This window comes from Acinetobacter sp. NPDC052428 (assembly GCF_044547685.1).
GTDB lineage: Bacteria > Pseudomonadota > Gammaproteobacteria > Pseudomonadales > Moraxellaceae > Acinetobacter > Acinetobacter lwoffii_G.
In genome coordinates this window covers 70,636-91,174 of sequence record NZ_JBIUAT010000003.1, presented here as the reverse complement: position 1 = coordinate 91,174, position 20,539 = coordinate 70,636, and the positions used below count along the sequence as shown (strand labels likewise).

Genomic DNA, 20,539 nt, shown 5'->3' with positions numbered 1-20,539 from the left:
GTTGAAAATGCCAGTTCGAAAGACTGGCATTTTTATTGTGTATTAAAATGAGATGATGATCACGTGCTGAATTTATTGAAGCTATAATTATTTTTTATAAAAAAACCACCTGATTTTTCAATCAGATGGTTTGGAAAACTTAAATTCAAGAAGTATTAAGCTTCTTGTTGCTCGGCTTGAATCGCGGTTAAGGCAATGGTAAACACGATGTCATCGACCAAGGCACCACGCGACAGGTCATTCACAGGCTTATTTAAACCTTGCAGCATTGGTCCGACACTGACCACATTGGCAGCACGTTGTACCGCTTTATAAGTGGTGTTACCGGTGTTGAGATCCGGGAAAATAAATACATTGGCACGTCCAGCCACTTGTGAATCAGGTGCTTTCTGACGCCCTACGCTCTCCACCGATGCTGCATCATATTGTAATGGTCCATCAATCAACAGGTCAGGGCGGCGTTCTTTGGCAATTCGAGTTGCTTCAGCGACTTTTTCCACATCTGCGCCGGTACCGGAAGTTCCAGTCGAATAGGAAATCATCGCAATGCGTGGATCTATACCAAAGGCTTTGGCAGAATCGGCGGACTGAATTGCAATTTCGGCGAGCTGTTCTGCATCAGGGTCCGGATTAATCGCACAGTCACCATACACATAGACTTCATCTGGCAACAGCATAAAGAATACGGAAGATACCAAAGAGTAATCCGGAGCAGTCTTGATCAGCTGGAAGGCAGGGCGTACCGTATTTGCGGTGGTATGTACTGCGCCCGACACCAAACCGTCGACTTGATCCAATGCCAGCATCATGGTGCCAAGTACTACTGTATCTTGTAGTTGTTCACGGGCTTGTAGTTCGTTGAGCTTGCCTTTACGTAGTTCGACCATCTTGTCGATGTAGTTTTCACGCACCAAATCCGGATCAAGAATTTCCAGATCTTCAGGCAATTCAATGCCGCGAGCTTTGGCTACTTCTAGCACAGCTTCAGGCTTGGCCAGCAAAATACACTGTGCAATACCACGCGCCTGACAGATGGCAGCAGCCTGTACGGTACGCGGTTCATCACCCTCTGGCAGTACAATACGTTTTTTCGCGGCAATCGATTTTTGTACCAGTTCATGACGGAAAGCGGAAGGTGACAGACGTGGTTTATAAGAACCATTCAACATTTGATTTAGCCATTCCGGATTGATATGGCTTGAAACAAAACGCGTCACCTGATCTGCACGTTCTGTATCATCCACCGGAATTTCATTGCTGAGATTTGCTAGTTTTTGTGCAGTTTCAAACGTGCTGAGTGGCGTATGTAGGATTGGTAAACCTTGCTTGATGGCAGCTTGACAGTATTCCAGTACATGATCATTTGGCTGTTGATGTTCAGTCAACACTAGGCCGGCCAAAGGAATCCCGTTACTACTGGCCAGACTACTTGCCAATAACACATCAATCCGGTCAGAGGCACTAATAATTAATTCACCTGCCACGAATTTATGCAATTCATGTTCAATATTGGCTGAAATCAGGCTGCTGTGTTGCACACGGCGCTGTTTGGCTTCGCCTTCATTAATCCAGTAGGCAGAAATATGGGCTGCCAGATCAGACATGCGCGGCACACTTAATGTTTTACTGAAAGGCACCAAGCCAATCACTGGCAATTTTTCAGAGCCAATATGCGGATGTGTCTGCTGAATAGCTGTAATAAATTCGGCGGTTTCAGCTTTAAGGCGTAAATCAGGATTTAGCGTGACAGGAATCTGCGCAGATTCTTCAGGCAGACCTTTGGTTCGCATCAACATGATCCCTGCCAGACGAGTAGAGCTGGCGCCACCAAAGTTACGAAGCTGATGTTCAACTTTATCTGCGGTTTGGCTTGGCTGCTGAATATTGGCATTGCTGACCACAATAACTTTGGCATCAAGAGCTTGTGCCAGTGAAGCATTCAAATCATCGGCAAAACTGTCCTGAGTATTTGGCAACAGCCCTTCGACAATAATTAGGTCATGCTGTTTAGCAATTTGACGATGCAGACGCACCGCTTCTTCAAGCAATTCATCCTGTTCACCCAGATTGATCTGCTGCAAGACTTTGCTATAACGGATAGGTTCAACCGTTTCACTTTGAGAAATATGACGATACAAAGCCGTGGTGCGGTCTTCGATTTCATTCAATTCCTGGGCAAAAGGTTTCAGGAAACCAGCTTTTACCCCTTGGCATTCCAGTGCATAAATCAGGCCTAAACATGCAGAAGTTAAGCCTACGCCTTCCCCAGTGGGAACCAATAAAATCGTTTTCATAAGTTACGTCAGTCACACAATAATAAAAATCAGTTAAAAGTGGCCTTGCTTGCTTATACAAGCGCTACCTCAGCTTCAGACTTTTTGCAGTATTTCGCTCCACTTCATGTTCTACAACGCTATGTACTTCTTGAGCGATACGACCTTCTTCATCTGTTGGTACTACCCAGATTTGTGGGCCTGTGCCTGAATCGATTCGGCCTTCGGTGCCGCGTTTTAACTCATTATTGGCGTTTTTATCTAGATTGAAACCGAAGTGTGGCAGGTAACTCATGGTCTTTTCACGGATATATGCCGAGTTTTCGCCAATGCCGCCAGTGAAGAACAAACCATCAATACGTGGTAAACCACAGCTTAGAGCGGCCAAGGACTTGGCTAAACGGTAGCAGAATACTTCAATCGCAAGGCTGGCATCTTCATTGCCTTGTTCTGATGCTTCAATCAGGGTGCGCATGTCATTGGACAGATCAGACAAGCCCAAAAGACCACTTTGGCTATTCAGCATCTTGTCAATTTTATAAATGTCCCAACCCAGGTTTTTCGCCAGAAAGCTATGCAGGCTTGGATCAACATCACCACTGCGTGTGCCCATAACAATGCCTTCAAGCGGGGTTAAGCCCATTGAAGTATCTACACTTTGCCCATTCCAAACGGCACAGGTCGAGCTACCATTGCCAAGATGAGCAGTTAACCAGCCACCTTGTTTGAAACTGCCTGCCAGTTCAGAGCCACGCTCTGAAACATAAGCATGACTGGTGCCGTGGAAACCATAGCGGCGCACACCATGTGCTGTGTACAGAAATTTTGGCAGGGCATAGCGATATGCATGTGCTGGCATAGTTTGGTGGAAGGCGGTGTCAAATACCGCAACCTGTGGTAATTCTGGGAATAAGCGTCGGGTTGCTTCGATTCCAATCAAATGTGCCGGGTTGTGTAACGGCGCAAGCGGCGTTGCTTCACGAATTTTTTCAATAATTTCGTCATTGATCAGTTCAGCCTTGGTCAGGCTGCCACCATGTACCACACGGTGACCGATGGCATCTGGACGGTAATTGGCCAGACGTTCCAGACCCACTTCGAGTGCTTTTTTGTGGTCAGCAAATGGAATGTGGATATCGACCGGCTCATTGCCAACTGTCACACCTTTAATGCGAGCATTCTCTGTGCCTAAGTTCTCAGCTAAACCATGAATACGGAAATTCTGCTCCTCAAGAAGTAATGCAAACTTGATTGAAGAAGAGCCACAATTAATAACTAATACTGATTTAGACACGATTGATTACCCAATTTTTAATTAAAATTCTCGTCCATTTGCTTGACCCAATTGCGGACAATGAAGCAGCAATCCAGATCAATGAATATGTTTTAACATTTGTTTTTTTTCTGTCCTAGATAGACTTTAGCAGATTAGACTTAAGCATTATCGACCGATTTAACAATAATAACTAAAATTTATCAGTTCATAGTTTTCATTTATAAATAAAATGATGCTGAAAATATAATCAATAAGAATACTCAATTCTGCTTAAATTTAATTTTAGAACAGATTGGTTTTTAGTTTAGCGCCTGAAAAGGCAAATATTGTTTCTAAATACAATTCTATAAAGAGATTCATCAATAAAATGACCCGAAGGTTCTAATCCATCTATTTCAGTGTCAATTTTTCTGTCCATAAAAAAACAGCCTCATAAATGAGGCTGTTTTTAAGTTAGCGATCTGAATACTTATTGGCGAATCTGACCATCGCCAAAGACAATCCATTTCTGCGAAGTCAGGCCTTCAAGACCGACTGGGCCACGAGCATGGATTTTATCGGTCGAAATTCCGATTTCTGCGCCTAAGCCATATTCAAAACCATCTGCAAAACGAGTAGAGGCATTGATCATGACCGAACTTGAATCTACACCCGCCAGAAATTCGCGTGCCAGACTGTAGTTTTCCGTAATAATAGAATCAGTATGATGCGAGCCATATTTGTTAATGTGCTCAATGGCTTCTTCTATACCAGAAACAACTTTGATCGCCAGAATCGGGCCCAGATACTCGGTATACCAGTCTTCTTCGGTTGCTGTAATGACTGCATCTCCAAGAATACGCTGGGTTTCCCGGCAACCACGAAGTTCGACTTTTTTCTCTTGGTAAAGCTCTGCGATGCGTGACAAGAATTCTTCAGCGACTTTTTCATCGACCAGCAGGGTTTCCATGGCATTACATACGCCATAGCGATGGGTTTTGGCATTGAGCGCAATCGGCAAGGCTTTTAACAAGTCTGCTTGAGCTTCCACATAGACATGACAGTTGCCATCTAAATGTTTAATGACCGGCACACGTGCTTCCTCGGTAATCCGTTCGATCAGACTCTTGCCGCCACGAGGCACAATCACATCCACATATTCGGTCATGGTAATCAACTGGCCAACAGCAGCGCGGTCAGTCGTGTTTACCACTTGTACGGCAGCCTCAGGCAAGCCTGCGACTTTCAGGCCATGCTGAATCGCGACTGCAATTGCCTGATTCGATTCCAGAGCTTCTGAGCCGCCCCGTAAAATAATCGCATTGCCTGATTTGAGCGCGAGTGATGCCGCCTCCAACGTGACGTTAGGACGTGACTCGTAGATCATGCCGACCACACCCAAAGGCACACGCATCTTGCCCAGTTGAATCCCGGATGGGCGATAAGCCATATCACTAATTTCACCAATCGGATCTTTCAGGCCAATGACATCTTTCAGGCCCTGTAACATACCTTTAAAGCGCGTGGGGTTGAGTTCTAAGCGATCAAGCAGGGCAGGGTCCAGATTGTTATTATGCGCCTTAGTCATATCTTTCTGGTTAGCAACCAAAATAGCAGCTTGGCTATTTTCCAAAGCCGTATAAATAGCGGATAACGCATTATTTTTAGTTTGGGTGGACGCGCGAGCCAAAATGCGAGACGCTTGGCGTGCCTGCTGTCCTACCGTTTGCATGTATTGTTCAATAGACTCTTGCATAGCGGTTTGATCACTTAGAAATTTCATTTCGATATTAACAGCCTGCTGCTGCACAATGAAGCCCATCTATTAAAAATCATCCGTTTTCGCAGACTTCTAAACATTTTGAAATTGTTTTCTGTTTAAAAGTAGATAAGTGGTCACTGAAGCGGTTGCTTGTGAAAAGCAGCTCTGTATAGAATGAAACACGCGGCATTGATGTCATTTATAATTATTAAAGAGCAGGATGCGTGTTCAGGCACACCGGAATGCGCCTGAAATATAAGATCTGTTAAGCATGACTTGCACAATAAAAATAAGGCAAGGACGGAGGAAAAGGAATATGAATTCCATTATCCACATGGACACCCATGTATTGGAACAACATAGCCACGATGGTTTTTTTGATCTTTATGATAAGCACAGTTTTAAGCAGCCGCCACGTACGACCTGGATGGACGGCTGGAAAATCGAATATATGGCGATCGCCCGTCCGGATACCTTACATTTAAGACCTATGGTGATTATTGGGGGAGCTTTCCAGAATTTTAATTCCTACAAATACTGTGTAGAACAGCTTTTTGATGCAGGTCCCATCATTCTGATTGACCTACCGTCCATGGGGGCCAACCAGCAGATTAGTAATGTCGACACAGGTCTGTCTGCCGGAACACTGGAGCTTGAAGACCTTGCTGCGATGCTGGGGCGCTGGCTGGAACAGATGCAGCTGCCGCAAGTGGCAATTCTAGGCATGTCCTTGGGTTCAGTGGTGGCTTCCTGTTTGGCAGATCAGCGTCCTGAACTGGTCGATCGGATGATCCTGATGGGTGTGATGCAGAAAACCCGTAAAAGCTGGCGGATGCTGCTGGAAGAGTCTTTGCATCTAATGAAAGAACAGCGTATGGATGAATTTGGTCAGGCCGTCATTTTGTACTTGGTGAATCATGCACGTTTGACAGAAACCCGAATGTCACCGACTGCAAAACGTTTGTTCTTTAAACAGATGGCGGAATTTACGGCCACCGAACAGGATCGTTATGATATTAACTGCAACCGTTTATTGCGTCTGACCAATGTGCCGATTCCGCAGTGCAAAGTGCTGGTGGCATGTGGACAGTATGACAGTTTTACTTTGCCACATGAGAATGCGAATTTTGCCCTGCAATGCCCGGATATGCAGTACGTGCAAATTGCAGGCGCCGATCATGTACCGCAGTTGCAACGTCGTAAAGAAACCATGCATCTGTTTGCAACTTTCTTGTGTGATGAGCCTGTGGATCAACTGGAAGGAATTATTCCATTCACTCGCGAACAGATACAGCAGCTTGAACGTCGCGGTGAAGAGAGGATTCAGGTGCAAGATTCACAGCGTTTCCTCAGTCATCGTCATTCTGATCTCATTTTAAAAGCAGAGATTGTGGACATGAATTTCTTCGGAGTATTGCTGGAGTTAGATGCAGAACAGGCTGCGCATGCAACAACTTATCCACGTGATTTGGCCTTGCATCTGGAAGATGAAACAGGGGAATTTCAGATTGAATGCCTAATCTTTGAACAGGATGATACTCAGCTGCGTGCCTTATTCAAACATGGCAGTTTTGAAGTCGCAGAACGCTTATTACGCTTTGTACAAATGCAAAAAGTACTGTCACAAACTGAAGTATTTGATGAGGCAATTTAAAAACATCATCTTTAAAAAACAGCGTACTTAAACGCTGTTTTTTTTCACGGCATGAATCATCCAGACCAGATCACCCAAATGTTCATCCTGTTCATGAGTCGGGTTTTGCTGACGAGGCTCGGCAAAATAACGTTGTGGTTGTTGTACCTCAACCTGGTCAAATCCTGCATCTTGAAAAAAGTGCTGCAGTTCTTGGGGGGATTTAAAATGAAAGGTAAACGCACTGCGAGACATGAATTTAAGTAGACGGCTACTGCTCCAGATAAAGTTCGCCAGTTTATTTTTCACCGGTTCAGGATAAATATCGCTGAGATAGTGAACTGCCGGGAAATACTGCGCATTTTCTGTAATACCCTGCATCAGAATGCGTAACATATGTTGATCAAAATAATTAATCAGCCCTTCACTAATGATGACCAAGGGCTGGTTTCGGTCAAACATCTGAAAAATACAGTCCAGCTCTTCACTAAAAATATCGGCAGTCAGGACTTCAGGGGCATGCTGATCGATTTGCTGTAAAGCCTGCGTCTTGATCTCGGCCATATCGGGCAGATCCAGTTCACGATAATTAATCTCGGGAAATTTCTGTCTGAAATTCCAGCTGCGTGGAGATAGTCCGCAGGCAATTTCAAGAACCTGAAGTTGTGGGTGTTGCTCAATTAGTTGACACAGATGCTCATCAATCATCTGATGGCGCTGCTTAAGTGTAGTCCGCATGCTACCGCCGACATGACGTTCTGCCCAGGATTCAAGTGGATGAAGCAGTTTGGCCAGAAACTTGCCTTTGGATGTAGCAAAGGCTGGATGTGAGATTCCCATTTGATACCAGATATAGCCGGTATAGTGCGCCGTAAATGAAATATGGCGATGTTGCGAAAGTGAGTCTGTCATATTTGTTCTGACCTTATTGTTATTTTTAAGTTGATTAAATAATAGTGTGACCTTTTCATTACTATAATTAAAAAGGAACACCTTGTCGTGTCCCTTTTTCATATTGATTGGATTTAAAAAGTTTTAGCTGGATTGCTGTTTAAATGCCAGTATTTCATTACGGATCTCGCGCCATTCTTCACCCAGATCCAGTTCATCACCAATCTGGATGTTCGGGATGTTGCCGCGCATGCGTTCCAGGCGTTGCTGGTTCGGGAGGGGCAGATCTTCAATTCCTTCCAGTGCAATACATTGTGCTGCACGATCATTGCAGACCAGACCCATATCACAACCAGCTTTGAGTGCGGCCTGAATTCGGACATCGGCACCGCCTGCGACACATGCGGCCTGCATGCTTAAATCATCCGAGAACAAGACGCCGTCAAAGCCCAGCTCCTGACGTAAAACCTTCTGAATCCAGAATTCCGAGAAGCCTGCCGGATTAGGATCAACCTGACTATAGATGACATGAGCCGGCATCAGCGCATCCAGTTGTGGTTGCAGTTGGATAAATGTTTGCATATCTTTTTGCTGGATTTCTGCATAGGAGCGCGTATCAATTGCTGCAGCAACATGTGAATCCGCTTTGACTGAGCCATGACCTGGGAAATGTTTACCAGTTGAAGCCATGCCGGCACGTTTCATGCCGTGCAGAAATGCACCAGCCAGCGGAATAATATCCTGAATATTTTGCGCGAAACTGCGATCGCCGATCACATCACTGATGTCATTCAAGTCCAGTACCGGTGCAAAGCTGAAATCAATGCCGACAGCCAACACTTCAGTCGCCATCAGCCAGCCGCATTTTTCAGCCAGTTCAAGGGCACGCTGTGGATCGCGCGTATAAAGTTCGCCAAATTTCCCCATGGCAGGCAGCAGGGTAAAGCCTTGTCTTAAACGCTGGACACGACCGCCTTCCTGATCTACCGCAATTAAAATATCAGGATGCACCTGACGCATATGATCGGTCAAAGCACGGACTTGCGCCGGAGATTCAATATTGCGACCAAATAAAATCACTCCACCGACTTGCGGCGCACTTAATAGTTCAATATCTTCTTGAGTGAGGGTTGTGCCTGTGATGTCGAGCATCAATGCGCCAATCATATGCGGAATCCGTTTTAGAGTTTTTCGGAGAAAACAATACCTGAATTCTGCAATGATTTGCTACACTTTGTCAGCACAGAATATGATAAAACTACACGACATAAACATATTAAGTTGTTTAAGATGCTGAATACGTTAAATTCTGGTCGAAAAGCAACACGGTCACATTGGTCTCTAGGCCAAGGAAGTACGAATTATTTATGAAATTTCAAACTATAGCTTGCGCAGTTGCGATTGCGACAGGTGGATTCTTTTTTACCCATGTAGTGAATGATGCGATTGCGGCCAATAGTAATGAAGTGGTCAGTAAAGCAATTCAGCCATCTCAAGAGCAGGCGCTGGTGTCACGTCAGCTGGCAACCCTGGTCGACCGTCAACATTATTTAAATATGCGTCTGGATGCCCAGACTTCACAGCGTATTTTTGATTTCTATATTGATAGTCTTGATCCGGAACACAGTCTGTTTCTGGCCCCCGAAGTTGAAAACTATAAGAAACGCTATGGTGCCAATTTTGGTGCCAATCTGAAAGCCGGCAATTTGTCTGGTCCTTATGAAATGCATGCGCAATATCAACAGCGCTTGCACCAGTTCTACACCTATATGTTGAATGAGCTGAAAAAACCGCAGAATCTGAATCAGCCAAATGTTTATATCGAAACGGATCGTGAGAAAGCGCCATTCTTTAAAACTGAGGCTGAACAGCGTGCGCACTGGTCAAAAATGCTGGTGTCTCAGCTGATCAATCTGACCATCAGTAAAGAAGAGGAGTTGGCCAAGCAGAAAGCGCTGAAAGCCAATCCGGAATTGGCCAATGGACAAGACCTGACTGGTCCTGAAGATCTAACGCCTGCGCAAACCTTGACCAAGCGTTATACCCGTCAACTGGAACGTCTCAGCCGCGTCAAAAGTGATGATGTGCTCGACAAGACACTGAATGCAATGATGCTGACTTATGATCCACATAGCAATTACTTCCCGCCTGTGGATGCGATGGAGCTGAATCGTCAGACGACTTTACAGCTGGAAGGCGTCGGCGTATCGATTCGCCCGGAACGCGGCAATGAAGATTACACCAAAATTGAAACCATCGTTGAAGGTGGTCCGGCCAGCAAATCTGGTCAGGTGAAATCAGGTGATCGTATCATTGGTGTGGCGCAAGACGGCGAACAGATGATTGATGTCATTGGCTGGCCAAGTAATGAAATTGTCGGTCTGATTCGTGGTAAACGTGGCACGAAAGTCACTTTACGCTTACTCGGTGCGGGTGCTGCCATGGGGCAGGCACGTAATGTGACCATTACCCGTGACGTGATTCAGGAAGAAGATGCTGGTGTACGTACACGTGTAGTCGACATTCAACGTGACGGTAAAAAATATCAATATGGTGTGATCGAAATTCCGTCGTTCTATCTGAACTATCGTGCACGCCGTGCCGGTACGGATTATCGCTCGGTATCTGAAGATACCAACAAAGCCTTGAAAGAACTCGCGGCGAAGAATGTTGCTGGGATTATTGTTGATTTGCGGAATAACCCAGGTGGTTCACTGGAAGAAGTGGCACGTATGTTGGGGCAGGTGATCAAGTCTGGTCCAGTGGTACAGATCCGTGATGGCAATGGCAATGTCAGCGTCTTTGAGGATGATGATGGCGGCGCACAAACCTATGCAGGTCCACTGGCAGTGATGGTGAATCTTGCCTCTGCATCGGCCAGTGAAATTTACTCTGCTGCGATTCAGGATTATGAACGCGGGATTGTGATTGGCAGTACTACCACCGGTAAAGGTACAGCACAAGTACAATTGGATAGTCTGGCGCATGGTCAGGCCACATTGACGCAGCGTAAATTCTACCGTGTGACCGGTGGCAGTACCCAGAATAAAGGGGTCGTTCCGGACATTAAACTGGTCGATATTTATAACGAGGAGTTTGGTGAGCGTAAGGCCAAAAATGCCCTGCAGTGGGATACTATTCCAACGGCACCATTTAAACGCGAAGGTGCAGTACAGAAATACGTTCCTGAATTGGCTAAACTTTCTCAGCAACGGGTCACACTGGATTCTCAGTTCAAGTATTTAGAACAGCGTAAAGCCGTGATGAAGAAAGCTGAAGAAGAGAAACGTCAGGTACTGGACTTGCAACAGCGTAAAGCTGAGTTGATTGCCATGGAGCAAAAAACGCTGGACGCAGAAAACACTCGTCGTGCTGCAACAGGTCTGAAACCTTATCCAAACTGGGAAAGTTATCAGGCTTCACTGGATGCCTTGATTGAAACACGTGCCAAGATGAAGGCCAAAGAACGTCCGGCTCTGCCTGAAGAAGAAGCGTTTGTGATTGAAGCGGCAAATGTGTTACTGGACTATGCCAAATTACAGGCAAAACCCTAAGTTTTAGCCTCATTGATCGTTGATAAAAATAGCCTGTTTCGACAGGCTATTTTTTTATTTTGCAAATCTGCATAAAAATCCAAATAAAATTTTGCTATGAAGTGCCATCTGTCTAAATAAAAAGAAAAAAATTGTGATGGTGATCGAATAAATGAGCTAAAAAAATGAAGCTAAATATTTGCTTAAATTTGAAACACTTCTAATATATAAGTTGTATTTTATTTTTCTGTTGAGTTTTATTTTTGGGGCAATTCTCAACTTCAAAAGAAAGAAATATAAATTCTAAATTTTAGTTAAGACTGATGTTGTTGCAGACCAATTGGCTTGCATGGATAGTCAGTCTTGAGATTTTACTGAGTTCAAATTTGATCGGGTGAAAATGGAAATATCAGTGCAGAGCATAATAAAAATGATCACCGATGGGGAACATTTTTTATGATTGATATTCAGCATGATATTGGTCTGTTCATCGGGTCCATTCTTTCTGCATTGGTTGCTTGCTATCTCATCGCACGGATTAAAAAATTTGCTTCAGGCGCTTTACAGCTAAACTTTAAAACCTTCAATTTAATGCTAACCGCCATGCTATTGGGCCTATTCATATGGTTGATCCATTTTATTGGGCTGACAGCAAGTTTTGTGCTGAATAAATATGAGATGGATTTGGGCCTGATGCTCCTGTCTGTTCTGGTGATATGCACTGCATCTATGTTTATCCTCTGGTTAAGTACCAGAAGTACCAGAAGTACCAGAAGTACCAGAAGTACCAGAAGTACCAGAAGTACCTGGTCATTTTTCCGGTCAGTTCTCGTATTAGGTGTGATCGCACTCAGCATCTTTGGCATGCACTCTATTAGCATGATGTCATTCAATTTTACTGCCGCCCATATGCAACAGTCACCGGAATTAGTTCAGGCACATGATCAGCTATTTCTGGCCATGATACTGATGAGTGGATTGCTGCTGGTAACGCTGATTTGTATCATCGTGTCCGAACTGCGTGTGGGATTACGCAACCGTCAGCTTGCATGGGCCAATCAACAAATTGAAAATCAGACCATTCAGGACAATCTGACCAAATTACCTAACCGTTTGTATCTGGCTGAATATGCAAATCTGCTGTTTTCAGGTCAGTCCGAACAGCAGCATGAAATTGCTTTATTATATATCGATCTGGATCGTTTTAAAGCAGTCAATGATGTGTTTGGCCATCTGGTCGGTGATCAGTTGCTGATTCAATTGACCACGCGGATTCATCTGTTATTAGGCCATCATTCCAAGCTGCTCAGAATTGGTGGGGATGAATTTCTGCTGGTACTGGAAAACACATCTGTCGCCAAAGCTGCAAAAATGTCAGAACAGATTCTTGAACTGATTCAGGAAAGTTTCCTGATTGAAGGCAAGAGTATTCATATCTCGGGCAGTATTGGCATTGCCATGTATCCGGAACACGGCAAGAATTTACAGGATCTGCTGGTCAATGCTGATGCCGCCATGCTGAGTTCCAAGTATCAGGGGCGCAATACCTATTCAGTCTTTAATTATTCTACCGACCAGGATGAAAGCAAGAGCCAGAGTACCCTGATTAATGACCTATATAAAGCCGTGGAAGAGCAGCAGTTTGTGCTGTTTTATCAGCCCAAGTTTCGGACCAAAGACCGTAGCTTGTGTGGGGTAGAGGCATTAATTCGCTGGAACCATCCCCAGTTTGGTTTGCTCGGCCCGAATCTGTTTATCAATGCGGCTGAAAAAACCGGACTGATTATTCAAATGGGCTATTGTGCATTGGAGCTGGCCTGTCAGCAGATTCAAAAATGGCAACAGACACATACTGAATTTTTCCCTATCGCGGTCAATTTGTCTGCAGTACAATTTGAGCATAAGCATTTGTTTAGTACTTTAGAAAAGTTATTTGCACAATATAAAATCAGTCCTCAGCATTTAATGATCGAGATTACTGAATCGACTGCCATGCATCATATTGATGTGAGTATGCGCAGCTTTAAGCGCTTAAGACAAATGGGCATCCGTCTAGCCATTGATGATTTTGGTACAGGGCATTCCAGTTTTCTCTATTTAAAGAATTTCGCCGTAGATGAGTTAAAAATTGACCGGGAATTTATCAAAAATCTGGCAGTCGGCTCCAAAGAGGAAATGATTCTGGAAAGCATTATTCAGCTGGCCATAAAACTGGGCTTGGTGGTGACCGCCGAAGGTGTTGAAACAGAAGCGCAAGCAGAAATTTTAACCTGGCTCGGTTGTGAACAGTTACAAGGCTTTTTGCTGGGCTTGCCGGTAGATGAACAACGACTAGAAAACTTACAATTCCGTTAATAGCGCTCTAATTCATTGAGCGTCAGGATAGACAACATGGCTAACGGAACTCCACCCTGAAACTCTGCTACAATATCGCCAATTTTTTTCATATTGATCGAATTTGATCTCGAATGCTGTGCATTGAGCAGTAGGTGTATTTCATGAGCTTTAAGCAAGAACTGGCGGCACAAGTCGCCCAGCGACGTACGTTCGCTATTATTTCCCACCCCGATGCCGGTAAAACCACCATGACAGAAAAATTGCTGTTATGGGGTCAGGCTATTCAGGTGGCCGGGATGGTAAAAAGCCGTAAATCTGACCGGGCCGCAACATCTGACTGGATGGAAATGGAAAAAGAGCGTGGTATCTCGATTACCACCTCGGTGATGCAATTTCCTTTTAAAGACAAGATGATCAATCTTCTGGACACCCCGGGACATGAAGACTTCTCGGAAGATACCTACCGTACCCTAACCGCGGTAGACTCGGCGCTGATGGTGATTGATGGTGCAAAAGGTGTCGAAGACCGAACCATTAAATTGATGGAAGTGTGTCGTATGCGCGATACCCCGATCATCTCATTCGTCAACAAAATGGACCGTGAAATCCGTGAACCGCTTGAGCTTCTGGATGAAATCGAAAACGTTCTGAAAATTAAATGTGTTCCGATCACCTGGCCGCTCGGTACTGGCCGTGATTTTGCCGGTGTATTCAATTTAATCGAAGAAAAATTCTACGTGTATAAAGCCGGTTTCGGTTCAGTCATTACCGAGATCGAAGTGCGAGATGGTTATGACTATCCTGATCTTCGTGAGAAAGTGGGTGAACTGGCTTGGGCGGCATTTGAAGAATCGCTGGAACTGGTACAAATGGCCAATGAGCCTTTAGATCGTGAAGAATTCCTGGCCGGTCGTCAAACGCCTGTGTTGTTCGGTACAGCCTTGGGTAACTTTGGTGTCGACCATGTTCTGGATGCCTTCAGTCAATATGCACCATCTCCTAAAGCCCATCCGACCCAAGATCGTGTTGTAGAAGCGGATGAAGAAGGCTTTACCGGTTTTGTATTCAAGATTCAGGCCAATATGGATCCGAAACACCGTGACCGTATTGCCTTCATGCGGATCTGTTCAGGCAAGTATGAAAAAGGCTTGAAGATGAAGCATGTACGTTTGGATAAAGATGTGCGCATCAGCGATGCCTTAACTTTCTTGGCCGGTGATCGTCAGCATCTGGAAGAAGCTTGGCCGGGTGATATTATTGGTCTGCATAACCATGGCACCATCCAGATTGGTGATACATTTACCTCGGGTGAGAAACTTCAGTTTACCGGTATTCCGCACTTTGCGCCTGAAATGTTCCGCCGTGTCCGCTTGAAGGATCCATTAAAATCCAAGCAGCTGCAAAAAGGTCTGAAAGAGCTGTCTGAAGAAGGGGCAACCCAGGTATTCATGCCACAGAATAACAACGACCTGATCGTGGGTGCGGTGGGTGTGCTACAGTTTGAAGTGGTGGCTTACCGTCTGAAAGAAGAATACAAAGTTGATTGTGTTTACGAACCGGTCAGCATCAACACAGTACGTTGGGTGTCTTGCGATGACGAGAAGAAATTCAACGAATTCAAGAAAAAAGCTCATGACCAGTTGTCTGTCGATGGTGGTGGTCATTTGACATATCTTGCACCAAGCCGCGTGAATTTGCAGCTGATGCAAGAACGTTATCCGGACATCGTGTTCCACAATACGCGTGAACACTAAACTTTAACGTTCCGCAGCTAAAGTTTAAAAATATCAAACAGCTTCTCCGGAAGCTGTTTTATTTTATGCTACATTTAAGCAATTAATAACTCGATAGATATAGCAAAGAGAATGAAGCTCAGCAAGGAAGTCGTCCTCGGTTCTGTGATTGGTTTAAGTCTTGTCCTGAGTGGCTGTGATCAAAGCGAAAAAGAGCCTGTTAATACTCCGGAAAATGAGAAAATCACCGCAGCTCAGCAGACCGCAGATGTTTTGCCTTATCTGAATATTCAAGAGCAGCCGGCCAAGATTGCCTTGCCATTTTGTGAAAATAAAAACTGTATCAATCTGGATATTCAGACCTTGCATACGGTTGATCCATGGATGAACCAATGGATTGAAAAGCAGCAGGCCAAAGTGATCCAGGATCAAATCGGCTTGAAACAGGACATGAATTTACAGCAGGCGATCAATGCCTATGTAAAAAAATCGGATGCCTGGCAGGCGCAGCTCAATTTGAACAAGGCTTATGAACTGTCGCTATATACCCGTATTCCTTACCAGCGCAATCAATATGTATTGATGCAGATCGGGGTCGATACCAAACAGGAAAATGTCAGCGTGCATGAGCGCTATTATTTTTTTGTGGCTGATCGTCGCCAGCAGAAAATGCTGACTCCACTGGATATTATTGATCCTAAGCAACAGTTATTAATGGATCAGATTATTCAACAAGCTTATGAGACATGGCTCAAAGAAAACGATCAGCAAGTTCAGCAGAAAGCACCGAAAAAACTGTATTGGGGACAGGCTGACTGGTTCTTTGATCAGGAAGGCATTGGTCTGCATTTTCGCAGCCATGAAATTAGCAAAGATGCCAAACAACTGGATATTTATTTAACAAAACAACAAACACAACAGGTCTTGAAAGCTGATATCTATCAGCATATGTTTTAAAGCTCATGATCCTGCGAGATTACAGGTTCCAAAAAGGTGAATGAATGCCAAAATACAAGAATATCTTTTGTCTATCTATCCTGGCATCAGCGATCTTGCTGAGTGCGTGCCAGCCGAAGAGTAATGAGCCGGAAGAATCAAGTGCTTCCGAGGTGCTACAAGCCGAAGCTGAAGCACTTAAACTCAGCGGCGATACCGAAAAGCTCAAGCTGGCGATTCCAGAATGTGAAGACAAAAGCTGTCCGGAAATCTCGATCGAACGTCTGAACAGTAATCAGAGCTTTATTGATGAATGGATCGACCAGCAGATTCTGCAACAGTTGAAAAATATCCTGTCTCTTGATGCGATTGAACCGGCAAAAGTGAGCGCTGCCAGCGAAGCAGACGTTGCCGCCTCTGAACCCAAAGCTTCTTTAGCAACAGTGGTGACACCAAAACAGCAGCTTGAGCAGCAAACTCAACCTTATATGCAGACTTTCTTGAATCTGGATAAAGAGCTCAAGGCCCTGAGTGCCAGTCATAGTATTAGCCTGATGATTAAGCCCAAGATTCTGCATTCGGGTGATCCTCTAGCGACAGTAGTTTTGAACAGCAGTTATTATCTGGGAGGCGCACACGGGGCATCTGCACAGACTTATTATAATTTTGATCTGGAACAGAAAAAGCTGATCAAGCTGGATGACATTATTGCGGTCAAACAGAAAGCCCAACTGGAAGCGCGTGCTTATGATGCGTTTAAAACCTGGGTGGTAGAGTCCAAGCTGGCCAAAGATGTCGCCGAATATGAACAGGCCTGGAAGTTCAAGCTTACCGATAACTTCTATCTGGGCAAAGACGGCTTGATATTGCAGTATGCCGAATATGAAATTGGGCCATATGTTGTTGGCTTGCCACGTCTGATGATTCCTTATGAGCAGTTACAAGGTGTGCTGAAACCCGAATATCTGCCTCAAACTGAAAAAGCTGCCTCCGAGGCACAGCCAGCATCTGCTGCAAAAGCCAAATGACCTTAAAATTGTTTGATACGCATACCCATTTTGATGTTCCCGATTTTGATCCTGATCGGGAACAGTTGGCGTATGCGGCCAAAGCGGCAGGTGTCGAGCATCTGGTTTTAATTGGTTTTTTGCAAAACCGTTTTGCTGATCTGTTAGGAACTCAGGACTTTATCAATGACTTGGAAAATGCACCGCAAAGTCATTTAGCACCGGGCTTGCATCCATTTTATATTGAACAGCATCAGACTGATCATTTACAGGAGCTGGAGCAGCTGCTTAAAAATGAGCATTGTATTGCCATTGGCGAAATCGGTCTGGATACCTTTTTAAAACAGCACAAACAGGCGGAAATTTTTCAGAAGCAAAAAGATTTTTTTGCTACACAGCTTGAATTGGCACATCAATTCGATAAGCCGGTTTTGCTGCATATCCGTAAATCACATGCGGAAGTTTTGCAGATTTTAAAACAGCACCGATTTAAACAGGGTGGTATTGCACATGCCTTTGGTGGTGGAATTGAGGAAGCCAAGGCCTTTATCAAGCTGGGATTCAAACTGGGTATCACGGGACAAATCACCAATCCAAATGCCAAAAAATTGCATCAAGTGGCGCAGTATGTGGGGCCAGAACATCTGGTATTGGAAACTGACTGTCCGGATATGACGCCACTCTGTTGTCAAAGCTCGACCGAGCAACGTACCCGAAATACACCTGCAAATTTACCTTATGTGCTGCAAGGACTGGCAAAGAGCCTGCATATGCACAAAGAGGAACTGGCTGAACAGCTCTGGCAAAATACTCATCAGGCCCTGCATCTGGCCATTTAAGTTAACGCTCTTAACTCGGTCTTAAATTCCCAGTTCATCATAAATAGAAAAAAAGGTGCATTATGCAATTTCTAAAATGCTCCAGACTTGGCATCATGCCATATACATTTTTTTAGGTGAGATTCACATGGCACAAGGACTTTTGGCGGGTAAGCGCTTCTTGATCGCGGGCATTGCGAGTAAATTATCGATTGCTTTTGGTATTGCTCAGGCATTGCATCGTGAAGGTGCTGAATTGGCTTTTACTTATCCAAATGAAAAGCTGAAAAAGCGGGTAGATGACTTTGCTGGACAGTTTGGTTCGAAACTGGTTTTTCCTTGTGATGTGGCAGTAGATGCTGAAATTGACCACGCATTTGCTGAATTGGCCAAACACTGGGATGGTCTGGACGGTGTGGTGCATTCTATCGGTTTTGCACCGGCACATACGCTGGATGGTGACTTCACCGAAATCACGGACCGTGAAGGTTTTAACATTGCACATGACATCAGTGCCTATAGCTTTATCGCAATGGCACGTGCAGCTAAACCTTTACTACAAGTCCGTCAAGGTTGTTTGTTGACGCTGACCTATCAAGGTTCTGAGCGCGTTATGCCGAACTATAACGTGATGGGTATGGCCAAAGCCTCTTTAGAAGCAGGCGTACGTTATTTGGCGTCTAGCTTGGGTCAGGAAGGGATTCGTGTGAACGCGATCTCTGCGGGTCCGATCCGTACTCTGGCAGCTTCAGGTATTAAATCATTCCGTAAAATGCTCGACCTGAATGAGAAAGTTGCTCCACTGAAACGTAATGTGACGATTGAAGATGTCGGTAATGCCGCATTATTCCTGTGCTCGCCATGGGCTAACGGAATTACCGGTGAAATCCTGTATGTCGATGCCGGCTTTAACACTGTTGGTATGAGTGCTGATTTGATGGCAGACGCGGAATAAATCCTATAAGTTCTCTCTCCCTCAGGGAGAGAGTGAGAGAGGGGAATGATTTCTTACTCTGAGTGAGGAAATGATTAAAATCCCCCTCATTCCCCCTTTGATAAAGGGGGAGGCCACTCAAGGCAATAAAAAAGACCGCATAAGCGGTCTTTTTTTGATTTGAAGGACGGCGATTAAGCTTGACCATCCACAGCAGCGGCTTGCGCACGTTGCATATTGGCTTCAAATTCAGCATCGAAGTTGATTGGAGTCAATAGCAACTGTGGGAAGCTACCTTTAGTAACCATATCATTCACTGCTTCACGTAGGAACGGGAACAGGATGTTCGGGCAATATGCACCAAGGATGTATGGAAGACGCTCTTCTTCAACGCCATCTACTAGGAAAATACCGGCTTGAGTTACATCAACGATAAACGCGGTATCACCTTCGTTGGTTGCTTGAACCACGACTTTCAAAGCTACTTCAAAATGAGTTTCATCAATTTTTTCTGCAGAAGAAGAAAGGTTAATGTTTAACTCAGGTTGCCATTGCTTGGTAAAAACTTGCGCCCCAGGAACTTCAAAAGAAATATCTTTGGTATAAATACGCTCTAATGCCAATTGTGGTTGAGCTTGTTGTTCTTCACTCATTTTTTGATCCTTAATATGAAGTGATAATTTTAGTAAGGTTAAGCCAGCAATTCATCAAGTTTGCCTTCACGCTCTAAAGCATAAAGCTGGTCAAAACCACCGATGAACTGATCATTAATAAAAATTTGTGGCACGGTACGGTGATTGGTACGCTGCATCAATTCAAGACGTACTTCAGGCGCTTCTTGAGACAAGTTAATCTCTTTATATGCCACACCTTTACGTTCCAGTAGCTGTTTTGCACGCACGCAATAAGGACACACTGTCGTCGAATAAACAATAACTTCAGCCATGATCAATCTCCTGTTCGTGGATTATTTGCTTTTCACCAAAGGTAAACCTTGAGCTTTCCAGTTGCTGACGCCGCCATCAAGACGGTATGCATCGGCATGACCAACCTGCTGTAACGCAGTACCAGCCACCTGTCCAAGGTTACAAATGAACACCAAAGGGCGATCAGATGCTTTCAGCTCTTCAACATGTTTTGTAATCTGGCTATATGGAATATTACGGCTACCGCTAATATGACCTTCACGGAAGTCTTTTGCATCGCGTAGATCAATCAGCATGGCATTTTTTGCTTTGACTAAAATTCCCAGCGATTGCGGAGAAATTTTGCGACCGTTACGTTGACCTTCGATAATGAAGAACAAAACCACTAATACCGCGAGTGTTCCAAATAAGAAGGGGTGATTCCCCATAAACTCGAACCAACGTTCCACAATTCACCTAATTACAATTTTAAAATTGCCAAGAGTATAGCTCATAAATATG

The 20,539-nt window shown here is 44.6% G+C and carries 16 protein-coding genes; 8 read left to right on the top strand and 8 right to left on the bottom strand.

Annotation, left to right across the window (positions count from 1 at the left end; genetic code table 11):
• Nucleotides 1–155 precede the first annotated feature (155 nt).
• From pta to ACIG3F_RS03520, 3 genes are all read right to left on the bottom strand, one after another.
• The gene (gene pta, locus ACIG3F_RS03530) at nucleotides 156–2,294 is read right to left on the bottom strand and encodes a phosphate acetyltransferase (RefSeq protein WP_121980233.1); all 2,139 of its coding nucleotides are present in this window, start codon (nucleotides 2,292–2,294) and stop codon (nucleotides 156–158) included.
• Between the two features lie 64 nt (nucleotides 2,295–2,358).
• The gene (locus ACIG3F_RS03525; RefSeq protein WP_396469398.1) at nucleotides 2,359–3,567 is read right to left on the bottom strand and encodes an acetate/propionate family kinase; all 1,209 of its coding nucleotides are present in this window, start codon (nucleotides 3,565–3,567) and stop codon (nucleotides 2,359–2,361) included.
• A gap of 451 nt (nucleotides 3,568–4,018) precedes the next feature.
• Nucleotides 4,019–5,284 (bottom strand): glutamate-5-semialdehyde dehydrogenase, encoded by a 1,266-nt coding sequence (locus tag ACIG3F_RS03520; protein WP_396469422.1) that lies wholly within the window; start codon nucleotides 5,282–5,284, stop codon nucleotides 4,019–4,021.
• A 322-nt stretch (nucleotides 5,285–5,606) separates the two neighbouring features.
• Between ACIG3F_RS03520 and ACIG3F_RS03515 the strand changes: the two genes are divergently transcribed.
• Nucleotides 5,607–6,944 (top strand): alpha/beta fold hydrolase, encoded by a 1,338-nt coding sequence (locus tag ACIG3F_RS03515; protein WP_396469397.1) that lies wholly within the window; start codon nucleotides 5,607–5,609, stop codon nucleotides 6,942–6,944.
• 27 nt (nucleotides 6,945–6,971) lie between these two features.
• Here ACIG3F_RS03515 and ACIG3F_RS03510 read toward each other — a convergent pair whose 3' ends face one another.
• Nucleotides 6,972–7,835, bottom strand: a complete 864-nt coding sequence (locus ACIG3F_RS03510) for a class I SAM-dependent methyltransferase (RefSeq protein ID WP_396469396.1) — start codon at nucleotides 7,833–7,835, stop codon at nucleotides 6,972–6,974.
• Between the two features lie 123 nt (nucleotides 7,836–7,958).
• Nucleotides 7,959–8,981 (bottom strand): beta-N-acetylhexosaminidase, encoded by a 1,023-nt coding sequence (gene nagZ, locus ACIG3F_RS03505; protein ID WP_396469395.1) that lies wholly within the window; start codon nucleotides 8,979–8,981, stop codon nucleotides 7,959–7,961.
• 200 nt (nucleotides 8,982–9,181) lie between these two features.
• Here nagZ and ACIG3F_RS03500 point away from each other — a divergent pair, with 200 nt between their 5' ends.
• From ACIG3F_RS03500 to ACIG3F_RS03470, 7 genes are all read left to right on the top strand, one after another.
• Complete coding sequence (locus ACIG3F_RS03500; protein ID WP_195725163.1) at nucleotides 9,182–11,368, top strand: carboxy terminal-processing peptidase; 2,187 nt, start codon at nucleotides 9,182–9,184, stop codon at nucleotides 11,366–11,368.
• A 435-nt stretch (nucleotides 11,369–11,803) separates the two neighbouring features.
• Nucleotides 11,804–13,702, top strand: coding sequence for a putative bifunctional diguanylate cyclase/phosphodiesterase (locus ACIG3F_RS03495; RefSeq protein WP_396469394.1), 1,899 nt, complete (start codon nucleotides 11,804–11,806; stop codon nucleotides 13,700–13,702).
• Between the two features lie 143 nt (nucleotides 13,703–13,845).
• Nucleotides 13,846–15,438 (top strand): peptide chain release factor 3, encoded by a 1,593-nt coding sequence (locus ACIG3F_RS03490; protein WP_004647433.1) that lies wholly within the window; start codon nucleotides 13,846–13,848, stop codon nucleotides 15,436–15,438.
• A gap of 111 nt (nucleotides 15,439–15,549) precedes the next feature.
• Nucleotides 15,550–16,374 carry a hypothetical protein gene (locus ACIG3F_RS03485; RefSeq protein WP_396469393.1) on the top strand — a complete coding sequence of 275 codons (825 nt, stop codon included), beginning with the start codon at nucleotides 15,550–15,552 and terminating at the stop codon, nucleotides 16,372–16,374.
• Nucleotides 16,375–16,418: 44 nt separating this feature from the next.
• A complete protein-coding gene (locus ACIG3F_RS03480; protein WP_396469392.1) occupies nucleotides 16,419–17,381 on the top strand; it encodes an RsiV family protein in 963 nt (320 codons plus the stop codon).
• Nucleotides 17,378–18,199 carry a TatD family hydrolase gene (locus ACIG3F_RS03475; protein ID WP_396469391.1) on the top strand — a complete coding sequence of 274 codons (822 nt, stop codon included), beginning with the start codon at nucleotides 17,378–17,380 and terminating at the stop codon, nucleotides 18,197–18,199. The genes ACIG3F_RS03480 and ACIG3F_RS03475 overlap by 4 nt, the downstream gene beginning before the upstream one ends.
• Before the next feature lie 127 nt (nucleotides 18,200–18,326).
• The gene (locus ACIG3F_RS03470; protein ID WP_396469390.1) at nucleotides 18,327–19,133 is read left to right on the top strand and encodes an enoyl-ACP reductase; all 807 of its coding nucleotides are present in this window, start codon (nucleotides 18,327–18,329) and stop codon (nucleotides 19,131–19,133) included.
• A gap of 173 nt (nucleotides 19,134–19,306) precedes the next feature.
• Here the strand turns inward: ACIG3F_RS03470 and secB are convergent, their stop codons facing one another.
• The 3 genes from secB to ACIG3F_RS03455 are packed head-to-tail and all read right to left on the bottom strand — an operon-like array spanning nucleotide 19,307 to nucleotide 20,487.
• Nucleotides 19,307–19,765: a protein-export chaperone SecB gene (secB, locus tag ACIG3F_RS03465; RefSeq protein WP_004647439.1), complete on the bottom strand. Its 459-nt coding sequence runs from the start codon at nucleotides 19,763–19,765 to the stop codon at nucleotides 19,307–19,309.
• A gap of 38 nt (nucleotides 19,766–19,803) precedes the next feature.
• Complete coding sequence (gene grxC, locus ACIG3F_RS03460; protein ID WP_396469421.1) at nucleotides 19,804–20,061, bottom strand: glutaredoxin 3; 258 nt, start codon at nucleotides 20,059–20,061, stop codon at nucleotides 19,804–19,806.
• An 18-nt stretch (nucleotides 20,062–20,079) separates the two neighbouring features.
• Nucleotides 20,080–20,487 carry a rhodanese-like domain-containing protein gene (locus ACIG3F_RS03455; protein ID WP_004278386.1) on the bottom strand — a complete coding sequence of 136 codons (408 nt, stop codon included), beginning with the start codon at nucleotides 20,485–20,487 and terminating at the stop codon, nucleotides 20,080–20,082.
• Between the last annotated feature and the right edge of the window lie 52 nt (nucleotides 20,488–20,539).